14 protein-coding genes and 3 pseudogenes are annotated in these 12,860 nt (G+C 38.0%); 6 read left to right on the top strand and 11 right to left on the bottom strand.

Annotated elements, in window-relative coordinates; all coding sequences use genetic code 11:
* The 6 genes from F7734_RS14490 to F7734_RS14515 form a co-directional block, all read right to left on the bottom strand.
* A partial coding sequence (locus tag F7734_RS14490) for a hypothetical protein (RefSeq protein WP_155745380.1) occupies nt 1-682 on the bottom strand: 682 nt, incomplete at its 3' end.
* 6 nt (nt 683-688) lie between these two features.
* Complete coding sequence (locus tag F7734_RS14495; protein WP_155745381.1) at nt 689-1,135, bottom strand: hypothetical protein; 447 nt, start codon at nt 1,133-1,135, stop codon at nt 689-691.
* A gap of 45 nt (nt 1,136-1,180) precedes the next feature.
* Nucleotides 1,181-2,611, bottom strand: a complete 1,431-nt coding sequence (locus F7734_RS14500) for an SIR2 family protein (RefSeq protein ID WP_155745382.1) — start codon at nt 2,609-2,611, stop codon at nt 1,181-1,183.
* Nucleotides 2,612-2,634: 23 nt separating this feature from the next.
* Complete coding sequence (locus F7734_RS61985; RefSeq protein WP_207714100.1) at nt 2,635-3,486, bottom strand: effector-associated domain EAD1-containing protein; 852 nt, start codon at nt 3,484-3,486, stop codon at nt 2,635-2,637.
* Nucleotides 3,487-3,642: 156 nt separating this feature from the next.
* Entirely contained in the window at nt 3,643-4,269 is a 627-nt protein-coding gene (locus F7734_RS14510; protein ID WP_155745455.1) for a CBS domain-containing protein, read from the bottom strand.
* Between the two features lie 67 nt (nt 4,270-4,336).
* Nucleotides 4,337-4,912, bottom strand: a complete 576-nt coding sequence (locus F7734_RS14515) for an Hsp20/alpha crystallin family protein (RefSeq protein WP_155745383.1) — start codon at nt 4,910-4,912, stop codon at nt 4,337-4,339.
* A gap of 255 nt (nt 4,913-5,167) precedes the next feature.
* On the opposite strand from F7734_RS14515, the gene F7734_RS14520 reads away from it, so the two are divergent.
* The 3 genes from F7734_RS14520 (at nt 5,168) to F7734_RS14530 (ending at nt 7,863) form a co-directional block, all read left to right on the top strand.
* On the top strand, nt 5,168-5,638 hold the full coding sequence (locus F7734_RS14520) for a DNA-binding protein (RefSeq protein ID WP_155745384.1): 471 nt from the start codon (nt 5,168-5,170) through the stop codon (nt 5,636-5,638).
* Complete coding sequence (locus tag F7734_RS14525) at nt 5,635-7,449, top strand: pyridoxal-dependent decarboxylase (protein ID WP_207714101.1); 1,815 nt, start codon at nt 5,635-5,637, stop codon at nt 7,447-7,449. Before F7734_RS14520 ends, F7734_RS14525 begins: the two co-directional genes overlap by 4 nt.
* A 255-nt stretch (nt 7,450-7,704) precedes the next feature.
* Nucleotides 7,705-7,863 (top strand): hypothetical protein, encoded by a 159-nt coding sequence (locus tag F7734_RS14530; protein ID WP_155745385.1) that lies wholly within the window; start codon nt 7,705-7,707, stop codon nt 7,861-7,863.
* Between the two features lie 247 nt (nt 7,864-8,110).
* Here the strand turns inward: F7734_RS14530 and F7734_RS14535 are convergent.
* A pseudogene (locus F7734_RS14535) lies at nt 8,111-8,302 on the bottom strand (putative PEP-binding protein); the annotation flags it as partial.
* Between the two features lie 648 nt (nt 8,303-8,950).
* Between F7734_RS14535 and F7734_RS14540 the strand changes: the two are divergent.
* Nucleotides 8,951-10,228, top strand: coding sequence for a hypothetical protein (locus tag F7734_RS14540; protein WP_155745386.1), 1,278 nt, complete (start codon nt 8,951-8,953; stop codon nt 10,226-10,228).
* On the opposite strand, the gene F7734_RS14545 is transcribed toward F7734_RS14540, so the two are convergent.
* Nucleotides 10,229-10,390, bottom strand: a complete 162-nt coding sequence (locus tag F7734_RS14545) for a hypothetical protein (protein WP_155745387.1) — start codon at nt 10,388-10,390, stop codon at nt 10,229-10,231.
* Between the two features lie 80 nt (nt 10,391-10,470).
* On the opposite strand from F7734_RS14545, the gene F7734_RS61990 reads away from it, so the two are divergent.
* Entirely contained in the window at nt 10,471-10,656 is a 186-nt protein-coding gene (locus tag F7734_RS61990; RefSeq protein WP_155745388.1) for a hypothetical protein, read from the top strand.
* A gap of 363 nt (nt 10,657-11,019) precedes the next feature.
* Here F7734_RS61990 and F7734_RS14555 read toward each other — a convergent pair whose 3' ends face one another.
* Entirely contained in the window at nt 11,020-11,934 is a 915-nt protein-coding gene (locus F7734_RS14555) for an ATP-dependent Clp protease proteolytic subunit (RefSeq protein WP_155745389.1), read from the bottom strand.
* A 67-nt stretch (nt 11,935-12,001) separates the two neighbouring features.
* Nucleotides 12,002-12,199 (bottom strand): annotated as a pseudogene (locus tag F7734_RS14560) (NADH-quinone oxidoreductase subunit L); the annotation flags it as partial.
* Nucleotides 12,200-12,216: 17 nt separating this feature from the next.
* Here F7734_RS14560 and F7734_RS14565 point away from each other — a divergent pair.
* Nucleotides 12,217-12,315: pseudogene (locus F7734_RS14565) on the top strand (radical SAM protein); the annotation flags it as partial.
* A gap of 129 nt (nt 12,316-12,444) precedes the next feature.
* Here the strand turns inward: F7734_RS14565 and F7734_RS14570 are convergent.
* The gene (locus tag F7734_RS14570; RefSeq protein ID WP_243146888.1) at nt 12,445-12,726 is read right to left on the bottom strand and encodes a peptidoglycan-binding domain-containing protein; all 282 of its coding nucleotides are present in this window, start codon (nt 12,724-12,726) and stop codon (nt 12,445-12,447) included.
* Nucleotides 12,727-12,860: the final 134 nt, after the last annotated feature.

Below are 12,860 nucleotides of genomic sequence, written 5' to 3' on the forward strand. Positions count from 1 at the left end.
CTAAATAATTGAGATAATTATCTCGAGTAGAAATCAATAAATTAACAGGAAGCTCAGTTAACACCTTATTCAATTCTTTTTCCCACAAAGGATGAGATTCAATATATTGCTCAAAATGGTCAAATATAATTAATTGATGTTTGTTTTGTAAATCTCCTATTTTATCTCGATGTTGCTTTACCCTCTCATAAAGCGAATCGCAATCCCAAGTATCAAAAATAATAGCTGGGCAGAAAAATGACTCTGAAGAGCTTGAGTCCTCGCTACTGATGCTTTTCCTCCAAGAAGGAATGAGCCCTTCTTGTATCATTAAGCTTTTGCCCGCAGATTTATCTCCCGTGAGTATTGTTAAACGACAATTTCTCAAACACTGAATAAAGTTGTATCTCTCAATAGGTTTCTCAATCGCTTCTTGGGCTGAATTGATGTCAAGAGGTGGTAATTCTATGTTACGGATTGGATTGTAAATATATTTTTTAAATTGTCGTTCAATTTTGTAAAATTCATCTGAACGAATGCTAATTAAAAAATTTACAGTTAAATCTACAGAGTTAATGATTTGAGCAAATTCTTGTACAAAAGGATCTTTTTCTTGAGGATACTGCTGAAAGTATTCTTCAAATTGATCTAAGATAATAAAAATTTGACCATTCCATTTTTCTCCCCCATTGATTTTTGTCAAAACTTTTTAATCACGATAAATAATAGATGGCAAAGCATATTTTTTGTCTTTTGCATCTTGCTCAATTTTAAGTTGAATTTCTTTCATTTTCTTTTTTAAAGATTCTAAAGAAACTTTCATTAATTTGGCAACCGATACTTGAACCTCCTCTAATAACTTAATTGACAAAGAGGGTAAATTTTCCTCTTGCCAGTTTCTGAAGATAACAACAACATCCTTTGGCATTCCAATATCTTGATTATTAATTTTTTGTTCCGATAATAGATATAAGTGATTAAAAACACCAGCTTGGAGAAGAGAGCTTTTTCCAACACCGCTTTCCCCATAAAGCACAGTCAGTTTATTGGCTCTTAAACAATCAATAATTTTCTGCCGCCACATTTCTCTTCCAAAAAACAATATTGCATCTTCTTGCTCGTAAGGTTTTAAACCTAGATAGGGTTTGTAACTCATAATTTGATCTCAATACAAAATTTTACGAGAGAAAATTGAAAAGGCTTATTTAGAAAAGTATTTTTCTACATAATTCTGTAATTCACTCAATAAATAATCAGAAGAACATTTATCGAGGAAAGTTATTCCCATTTGTTTCCATATGTCTGTATCACGCATATTGCCAGGTTTCAATCGACTAATTAACCAACCCTCAGGTCTCGGTTTACTAAGAGAAAACTTGCTTGGAAAAAATTGATGTAAGAGAGCAAATATGTTGACATCATTAGGATTACAGCCAAGGAAAAGAATATTACTATTCTCTAAATAGAGCTTCCAATCCTCAGGAAACTTTTCCGTTGGTCTTTGTAAATAATTTATAAAGTGAGACTCAGCTATAGCAAAACTATCGAACTCTTCCTTCGCTTTATATACAATCCCTCCGTACAACTTAAAGATAATGGGAGTTTTAAATAGTTGCTCTTCTTTGTTTGCTAATTCTTTTAGACTATCTTCATCATTTTGATTTCCATTACAAAAATAAGATTTATACAAAAAATTACCAGTAAATTTTAAGCGATCAATAAAGTAGTGTACAACATCAAAATCTAATTCTTTCTCAAAAGCTTTTTCTAAACCAACATCATAATTTGTTGTTAGTATAAAAAAATTAAACAAATTATTACTTTTAGCTATTTTTTTCGCCAAAGCTGCTAAGCTGTTTTGTACTTTATTGGGTTGATAAGGGTGTATATTATAGTTATCTCGGAAAATTTTTCTCACAGACTCTTTTAAACTATGCTCTCCATTATTTAAAAGACATTGAGATAAACAATGCATCTGTAATTTAGCAAATGCTAAATTTTGCTCATGTTCTAATTGTTTAGATTTCCCACAATTTTCGTTGATTTCCTGCCAAATAGGACAAGAGCTATCAGGTCTCTCTTCTAACTTAGCAGGGCAGACTTGGCAAGGTAGTCCAATAACTTTCTTGAAATCTTGATTATTGACTAATTGTTTTGCTAAATGATTAGCTATATCAATATCACTAGGTGGTAGATTTTCTGTGTTTTTATCGTAATAATCATTAATACCCGATCCTAGAAAAAAAATTAACTTTCCTTCCACTAAAGATTTACCTATTTTTTCTAGTATTTCTGGTGAAATTTCATCTTTTAATTCACAAGAATCTATATCATTTATGATAGAATTATGAAACTTGCTTAGCTTTAAATTTTTAGATTGCTTATCAAAAACCTTATCTAGCAATTGACTTAGCTCTCCTTTTCTCTCAAAATAATCAATTAATTGCTCAAATTCCGATTCAATTGTATTATGGGATTGCACAATTACTCGATCGTAATCAAGTTCAAAATAATCCTTTAGTAACAATTTCATTTCTTCTTTAGTATAAGCACTAAGAAGAGCGTCTCTAAATTCTTTTTTTCTTTTCTGTATTATAGATTCTATCACTTCTAAGTAACTTTGAGCTTTCATGACTGCCTCCTATTACAAATTATTTAGTTAAAAATTACAGATTTATAAAAATTTTGTAGTTTTAAATTGTGAGGTCGCTCTTTACAAGTAGCTTCTAACAAGTCAAGAATCTGTCCTCGCCTTTCAAAATAATCAATTAAATAAAAAACTTTAAATAAATAAGTAGTTCCTTGAACAATTGCATCATAATTAAGCTCTAAGTTTGTTGCTAGCATCATTTTTATTTCTTCTTCTTGATAAGCATTGAGGATAGCCTCCCGAAATTCTTTCCTTTGATTTCCATTTAATTGGATGTCGTCTTTTGCTGGCATTCGCACATCTTTTCTTATCAGTAATTGAGGAGTCAACTGTTCTGTAATTCCTGCTAAACGAATGGCGACACATCCTATTTTGTGAGCAAATTCATAGGACTTGCCTGACCCCAATGCACTGTAAAAGCCTGCTGCATATTCAATTGCTGCTTTATCTCCAATTGCCTTATCCATACTGATGACATAGGCAATGTGTTTTGTAATCTCTTTTGCTTGTAGGTATGTATAGCAACCGTTAAGTACAACACACTCTAAACTGTCAACAAATAGCTCAAACAAATTCGCTAAAGTTGCTCCATTGATTAGCTTAGCGTAACCGCTTTCATCCTCAAATACTAATCCCTCTTCTTCCCCGTGTCCTAAAAAATGCACAATCTGCGGATTGATAGTCAGCATCGCCTGGATGATTTCTTTTGATGTTACTGCCCAACGTTGTTCCAGGATAAATTGTTCTCTTTGTCGAGATCGCTCTAGTCCGATTTCGATTTCCCGCACCTCTTCCCCCAAACGCACAGGTGTTGTGCCAATGGGATTGGCTGCTAGAATCAAAATTGTTTTCCTCATAAAATTTATACTTCTGGTTTTCAGCCTACTTGGTTTAGGCGGAGTATTAGCTTCACCATAGGTAACAGAAACTCTGAGACGTTTTCGGCATAAAACACCAAAACAATCAATTAAAAATGCAACACAGAACCATAGACAAGAAGTGTTGTAATTGACTTACCCACCGCACCAGTTATCGTAAATTTGTCCTGTCATCGCCTCTGGAAACTCATCGCAAAATTCTTCAAAGGCTGTTTTTTCGATTCTGTTTGCACTTTGATGGGCTATTTCAGATTGTAATTCCTCAACGACATCCCAAGCTGCAGCACACTCTTCGGAACGAGGAGAAGTTTTTGCACAGACTTCACGAGCTTTTTTGATTGCATCTTGAAGTTCTTGTTCTAGCAAGATTGTCCGAGGGAGTTCAACAAATTTGCTTCTACGGATAATGTCAGTTAAAGAGATAATGCCTAAAAGTTCTCCTTGGATAACTGGTGCCTGTAGCAGGTGGTGATCGGCAAACAACCTGGCGACATATTCCACACCTAAATCAGGATTAACCACAATACAAGGCTTGGTCATGATTTCATGGACGCGGACTTTGCAAGGGTCTTTACCGAAAGCTATGACTTTATAGACAATATCTGATTGGGTAATGATACCATATGCATCTTGATTATGGCGACGCTCGACGATGAGCGCTCGCCAATCTCTTTCTTTCATCAGTCGAACTGCCTCAGCCACAGTTGCCGAACTGCGGATTGTGGCAACATCTTGAGTCATGATGTCTGCGGCTGTTAACATATCAACAGTCATGATGTTTTCCTTTCTATCGTCTTTGCGAAAACTAGACTTTTTCTGCTTTTGCTTCTTATGCAATCGGCTCGGTAGTCTTTTTATCTAACTCCTTGGTTGCTCGTTCTCGCATTGTTTCTTGTAAATGTTCTTCATGCAAGCGTCCTTCCGTCATAGCTTCCCGTGCTTTTTCTTGCACAGTTAGATCGACTTTGACGACATCGCGTTGAGATGTTTCGCGTTTTGGTAATGTTAAAGTCACTACACCATCTTTGATTTCTGCTTTGACTTCTTCATGTTTAACATTTACTGGTAATGCAATGATGCGTTGAAATTCTCCGTAACTAAACTCCGAATGATAAAAATCTTTGCTATCGCTGGTTTTTTCTTCTTGATATTCCCCTGCAATAGAAACAGAATTTTCACTGACTTGAATGTCTAAATCTTTTGCATCTATTCCCGGCACTTGTATTTTCAGAAGAATATCTTTGTCCAATTCTTTAAGTTCAATAGCTGGATTCCAAGCTATCCTTGACATTTTGGAAAATATATTATGTGTTTGTTCTGGATGCATCATTTCATCAAACAAACGGTTCATTTGTTGACGGAGAGCCCTGAGTTCTTTGATGGGTTCCCAATGTATTAAAGACATATTTAGACTCCTCTAATATACTTCTTGATTAAGCCTGCTTCTGACTCCATTATCAACTTAGAAAAAGAGTTTGAGGAAATTGTGAGGAAGACCAAAGGTAAATATGTTATTATGTTAAGAGCAGATAAATATTTGTAATGAAGCTGCACCTGTTCTTGGTCAAGAAAACTTTATCCTCACAAGTTCCTCATGTTGTTTTTCTACAATTCTATTCGTAAGACTCAGGATTAGACTCTATCAAGGAGTTTGAGTGTTATGAGGAAAATAAAACTTTTTGTAACGGTATTGGTTGCTTTTAGCCTCATGCTTCCTGCACGGTCTTTTGCTCAACCAGAAATCAGGGGGAGAGGGAGTGGTGGTTGTGGCCCACAGACGTACAACCGGATGTATAATCCTCAAACTGTTGAAACTTTGAGTGGGGAGGTAGTCAGCATTAACGCTACCATACCAATGCAAAGAATGGCTCATGGTGTGCATCTAACATTGAAAACATCTGAAGAAACTATTTCGGTACATTTAGGTCCAAGCTGGTACATCAACAATCAAGATATTCAGATTCAGCCAGGAGACAAAATTGAGGTGAAGGGATCGAGAATTAAATTTGCCAATCAACCAGCGCTCGTTGCTGCTGAAGTCAAAAAAAATGACACAGTACTGACATTACGCGATAATCATGGTTTTCCTGTTTGGAGTGGCTGGAGACAAGACGCTATTTGGATGAGATGATGAGCATAAGTGACGAACAGAACCCAAGAAATTTGAAAAGTTACTTGTTTTTTTCCCAAAAGCGCGAATTATGGCAGCAAACTGAATCCGATTCGAGTATGCTTGGTGACGCGACGAGCGTATCACCTGCAACGAAAGAGCCATGTTCTACGTACCCGGAAGTACCTGGTATTACTTATAAAAACTTTAAGCTATCTTCAACAGGCTTGACTCCCGAACAACGAACGGCGGCTCTAAGCCAATTGCAGAATTATCAGTCTGGGCAAAAAACTCACTTCCTCGGCTATCAAGTCAATCAAAGCTTCAATTACTCAGAAGACTTGAAGCAATACCTTAACTACCATATCAATAATGTCGGTGACCCTTTCCAAAGTGGAAATTTTACTGTCAATAGCAAATTTATGGAGCGTGCGGTACTGGATTATTACGCCTCGCTGTGGAATGCGCGTTGGCCACACGATCCTAACGATCCAGAGTCTTACTGGGGCTATGTCCTAACGATGGGTTGTTCAGAAGGTAACTTGTATGGTTTGTGGAACGGACGCGATTATCTAGCAGGTAAGTTTTTACTGAATGATCCTATGGTTGAAGAAGAAGCCAGAAAAGCTAGTTTATCAGGTGAACCACGCTCAGTACCGCGCCGCCTCATCTATCAACAAACACCGATTTTAGAAGAAAATCCCAACGCCCACATCCCAATTGCTTTTTATTCAGAGGACACGCACTACTCAATTATCAAAGCTATGCGTGTCATGGCTATCCAGAATTTTTACGAGATTGGTACTGAAAAATATCCAGATGAAAATCCACTAGCACCCGGTCAGCCCTGGCCAAAAGAAGTACCATCTCAAGGCGGTCATGATGGTCCTGGCTCGATTGATATTGAATTGCTGTGCAAGCTCGTCGAGTTTTTTGCTGCCAAGGGATATCCTATTCTTGTATGCTTCAATTACGGTACTACTTTCAAAGGTGCCTACGATGATGTAGAAGCAGCAGGCAAAGCTCTCCTTCCTATTTTGGGAAAATATGGTCTTGACAAGCGCAAGGTGTATTACGATCCTGAAGATCCGACCAAGTATGATATTCGCAGTGGTTACTGGTTTCATGTGGATGGTGCGCTCGGTGCTGCTTATATGCCATTCATTGAAATGGCGTATAACATGGGCAAAATCTCGCAGCGTGGACCAAACTTTGACTTTCGTTTGCCCTTTGTACACTCCATCGCTATGAGCGGACACAAGTGGATCGGCGCACCCTTGCCATGCGGTATTTATATGACTAAGACCAAGTATCAGCTCCGTCCACCTGACGATCCAGAATATATAGGTTCTCAGGATACTACTTTTGCTGGCTCTCGCAACGGCTTCTCAGCTATGGTTCTTTGGGACTACTTGGCAAAAAATTCTTATGAGGCACAAGTTAATAAAGTGCTTTATACGGAGAATATTGCTAACTATGCATACTCACAATTAAAAGTGCTGGAAGAAGAACTGGGCGAAGATTTGTGGATAGCACGTACCCCACTATCACTGACTATCCGCTTTAAGCATGCTTCAGACGATATTGTCTTTAAATATTCTCTATCGGGCGAGACATTGTATGTAAACGGTCAAAAGCGCGAGTACTCGCATATTTTCATCATGGCACACGTTACCACTGCCCTGATTGATGAACTGATCCAAGACTTGAGCCAACCAGGTGCTTTTTTAAGACAGGAAGAAGAACAGCCAGAACTTGAAACTGATATTTACGTGACTCACAAGCCGAAAAAACTTATCCACGTTCCACATACAGGTCGTGGCTTTAAATAATACTCGCTTGAAAAAGAGAGTGGTGAGTCAGGAGTCAGGAGTCAGGAATTTGACATCTTGCACCTTCTCAATAAAGGGGCGGTGGGCACTGCTTACCTTACAAAATTTAACCTTTTCAGCCTATGCTTTTCTCAAAAAAATAACGTATTTATGATTAAGTATTTTTGCTACTTTAAGGCAGGAAGTTGCAATTGTACTACTATGAAATTAAGTGATTATTAGTCATTAAGCTTGTTAGAGAGCAAGGAGGGTAGCATGAAACCTGTAGAGTTAAAAACGACAGAAGGCATTCATGTTGAAATAAATCCTAGTGCGGTTTCTGAAATAGTAGAAGTGCAAGAAAAACAGCCCGGATTTTTATTTTTGTTTGGACAAGAAGCGGAGTATGACATCCATAGGTTCTATATTAGGTAGAAGTTTGAGCGACATAGCATTTACTTCTCATTAAAAGGTTAGTGATACTACTCCTCGCTCTTTAAAGACAGAGATTTAGGCAAAATCGGAGTTAACTACTCCCATTCCACTCGAAGACTACCTATTTAAATGAACCACAAAGACGCAAAGAGTACCAAGAAAGAGGAAAAGCAGATCGGTAATGTTACAGCGAGAAGGGAGTAGGACTGACCCCGGATTTCTCACGAGTGAGAAATCCGCGTTTAACGATCGCCATTTGCACCATTTCTTTCATGCCAGCATCGCGTTCGTCAAATAAGTGGGCGACTAAACCAGAATCGCGATCGAGTCCTAAAGTGAGTTGCGTTAAGTCATTGGAACCAATTAAGAATCCATCAAACACTTCGCTAAATTGTTTCGCTAAGATGACGTTGTTAGGAATTTCGCACATGACGTAAACTTACCTGAATTCGACGTTAAGTACTTATGGATAAATATTTATATATTTTGTTAAGCAGCTAAAATCGCTGTAATCCATCACTGTTGCTTGTTTCCCGTTCAGAGTTCCTTTTCCCGATTAGATAATTTATTTTGCATGACTACTTACTAACCGAACGTTGATTGATTGTATTTATACCTCTTCCTAGGATTTTCACGAAGGTTTTGGCTAAGTAGTTTTGAAGTTATAAGTAAAATATTTTTTACTATTTATCTTATTCTTTAAGTAAATTTTTTGAACTACAACTCTTTTTGTCTATCTTTTGAAATTCTTTTAAAGAAGGAAAAATCTGGGTTCAGAAGCTGAACTAATGACAAATTTGTTAACTTCCTTTAATCAGTATAAACCCTCACAAGTTGCTCACATTTGCTCTTCAAAATAAAGATGTTCAAATTGAACATCTCTATCAAAGACTGATACTGATGAAGAAGACAGGTTCAAAACTCCGGCATCAATATTTACCGAATCAAGATTTAAATTTCTCAAACCTGTGATAGGCGGACAACTCTAAGTTACACAAATCACTATCAACATTAACTTGTAAGAAAACTTAGGTTTCTCCCCAATTTCTCAGAAAACTGGGTTTTAGTTGCTTACTGGAGGTCAATCTTGTTTAAGTCCCGTATCAAAAGAAACGCGATTGCTTTCTCATTTTTTGCGGCAGTACTGACTGTGTGCCAGTCAGCTTCTGCTCAGCTCAATATTGGGCGCTATGGTATCCAACCAGGACTGGAGCCAATATATCTCCAGTACCAGCTATTAGGGCAAGATCTTTCCAAGATGGAAGGCATTTCTGTATGTACTGTTGGATTTGGTCTCGGCTGCAACAAAACTGGAACACTCATGCAGCAATTACTTGAATCCAACAACAGACCTAGCTACTACGACCTGCTGATGCAAGCGGCTGGTGGGGAGGAAAACTTCCGGAATTTTGCTTCTTTCTACGGTAACAATCCTAATCTCCTTTATGTACCATACGCTTCATTCTGGCAAAACGATACCCCCGACATCTTAGACGGATATCCTTACCTTCTTGGAGGTGCAGTAAGTCGGACTCCTGTAGAAGGTCTGGGACTTGTCACCAAAAACTTCTACTGGGCACCACTACAAGGAGTTGGTAACTCGCTCGATCTTCGTAGTGGATTGCTCAACTTGAAATACTCATACGGACGTCTGTTGTTTGAGGAACTGGCAAAAATTCCCAATGCCCAACAGCAAATTCAGAGACTAAATTTGCCCTCAAATATCAGGCAGTTTTATTTGAGTCACCTCTCAAGTGGGTTGCGTGCGTTAAACACTGGAGATGAAACGCTACTCAAACAGAGTGTTCTTGATACACTCTCCTTACCATTCTCCCCTAATAGTGGGGAATTTAATCGCTCAAATATCGGCATTCCTCAGGAGTTTAATCAGCTGATTGGGTTAGATCTTCCAGGAGAGGTTTTTGTCACGGCATTTCCAGTATTGCCGACACTAGAAGTGGTAAGCCAAAGAATTCCTTCGATTTCTGTAGGAGATACTTTCGTTCAAGAAGATTCCAATAACGGATTCCCTGGTTGGCTCCTTGGCGGTGCTAGTCTTGCTGCACTTCTTGTTATTCTGTCTCTGAGTGGAGGTAGTTCCTCACATTCTAGACCCAATAATGCGATCGCAGTTACACCTGCCGTTGGCTCTGGGTCTAATCCCATTGAGTATGGTCCTACTCCTGTTGGCGGAAGAGTTCCCTCCGAGCACAACCAAATCATAGAGGTTCCGCCTGCTCCGAGCGTTACTCCTGTACCAGGAGAGCAATTTAAAAAAGTACCGGAACCGTCAGTCATAAAGCCCCTGATTTTGCTGATTCTTCTACTGTGCATACTCAACCGCAAAAAGGGTGTACGTACTTAATTAGGTTACATTTTCATCATAGGGAAGCATGGATTTCGTGATTTTTTCACGCTTGACAGAATCTGATTCTATGATTTTTTCCAAATTCTCCGAGATGCGGTTCTGAATATAGCTGCATCCTTCTTGAGATAACGGTTCGCGGACACCTCCCGGAACTGCCACGAGCAAATTCGTTTGTTATTTCTTAAACTAAGGTTAGTTGGCGATCGCTATACGCAGGCAGAGATGTACTCTTACTCACAATGCAACCTCTTCACGATCCACAGATTCCTTGGCCGTTACTGTACGTTCGCTCCTGGTTGAAAGAGCAAGATTTAATTAAGCCTTACAAGGCTTATAATTTAGGCGATGCAATTCATTCAGGCATTTTTCTCTCCCACAGGGTTTTTGACCATTTTATGATTTATGCTATCCCTATGCCCAATTGAGCCCCTCTGGGAGCGTTCTGTGATTGGTCATAAATTTGACAGAAAAATAACGGCTTACTTAAAAATCTCCTTTTTCCTTTTGCATTAAGGCTTTAATTCCCCTCCGCTTCTCGAAATAAGCGAACGTACAGCTGTTAGACGGGCAATTTTTCCTAGCCTGCGAAAGAAAGATTTGATGATTTGCTGGAGCCATTTAGGCAAAAAACTTGCCATCAAATTTATCTTGTACCAAATGGTGACTTTTTTTAATTAGAAAAGTATTGCTGAATGCTTGCCTATTGGGAAGCAATGTTCCCTCTCAGCTTTGAAGTAAGTAAGCACCTTGGTTCCTCTTAAACTGAGTTCTCAGGTAGAAGCAGAATCTTAGGTATTTTGCTGGATAGAGCTATTACTGTTGCGATTGCCTTCATCCTCAAAATTTGTTTCTACAAGTTCCTTCAAAGTTCCTACAAATGTTTGACGAAGATATTTATCTAGAAAACGTTCTAAATATTCCTCCGCTTCTTTAGGCTGTCTAACCACTGTAGAATTTTGACCAAAGCTTTGCTCTTGGAATATTTGACGTACTTCTTCGTAACCAATAACAAAATCATGTGACGGATAGTCAGATATAAGTTGCTTTACAAGTTCCTCCCTAGCTGAATTTAATCTTTTACCATATTCTTCAGCAACTTTTGTTAATCTATCAAGTTCTCCAAGACGTAAGGAATTAATCTGACCTGAAACTGGTGTTAGTAAACCTATGGCTATAGACTGAGCAATTTCTTCTGCTGTCTTTAATGTTATGAAATCACCGTTACTCATACTAAGATTTATAATAGAAAATAAACAATGTTTAAACATTTCTTCTGCTTGCTCCCTAATAACAGCTAAAGATTGTTTTATATCTAAACTTGATTCGTACTTAATATCACCCTCTTTCCAGACTTGTATGTCAAGAGGTCCTAATTCCCCAAAATCAGACATAACAATTTCATCAGCTGCAATAGCTAGCAAAGTTCCTGCACTTTTACAACCGCCAAAAACCAAAAGAATAATTTTTTGATATTTTCTCTTTAAAAAACTTGCTATTTTAAAAGCAGCATTAGCATCTCCTCCACCAGTTTCTACTATTAGAGCAATATTAGTCTTTTTATCTGAAATATTTCTGATTTTTTCTATTAAACTATGAGCATTTCGATAATCAATCCTACTATAAAATACAAACATATCAGCATCCAAGTCTTGAGAAACTTGTTGAAGATATTTTTGTATCGATTCTTTTTCTTCTAAAAACATATTTTTCTCCCTATCGTTGATAATTAGTAGTTGTAGCGCGAACAATTTCCACCTAGTATGCCTCAGCTTGTAAGCGGTCGATCGCGATGGGATATTCGGCGCGGATATAAATGTAACCTTGAGTTGCACCTACAGCGTAGGCGGCGATCGCCATTCCTTCCAAAACACGATGGGGATCACTTTCTAAAACGTTGCGATCCATAAATGCACCCGCTTCTGTGACCTCACTCGGTGTCATCTCTTGCAGTACATGGTAAAGCCGCTGTTTTCTAAGCTAAAGAAATGACAACTAAGCTAACTAACCCATCACTAGCATTTAGAGAAATTTCCTCTGGCTATCTCAACATTATGGGTTATATTGATTGCTCAAAAGTTAATGGCAACATTCTCAATGGAGTTTTCAGGATATCAAAAGCTACCTGAAAACTTGGGGAGCAAGATTCGGTAAAAATGAAAATCACTCTTTTCAAATCTCCACTCCCTACTTCCTATTCCTATTTTCTAGACAGTTTAGTTACCAATATTTGCGCCTAGAGCACGCCAAGTGTTAACACCCACTACCCCATCTTGAGTTAGCTTGTGCTTTGTTTGAAAATCTTTGACTGCATTTTCAGTTTTACTACCGAAGATAGCGTCAAAAACAAGATCGTAATTGTAATGGTTGATTAAAAGTTGTTGTAAAAATCTTACTCCTTCAGTTTTAGAACCTTTTCGGAGTGTTGGCATATCGTTAGATAACGTAGTACCAACAGCAGCAGCAGCATCATTTATGGGTTGATGTTCGGTTTTCATAGTTCACCTCTGTTACGTTACTAGTTATAGTTTGTATTTTGAAGCACAGATTCATCAACCGAATTTTAGGTTCTTAAAAAGAAGTTAAGAATTTCCTTGTATTTATTCGCTGAAGTCTTACAAATTCACAATTT

The sequence above is a fragment of the Scytonema sp. UIC 10036 genome, assembly GCF_009725235.1.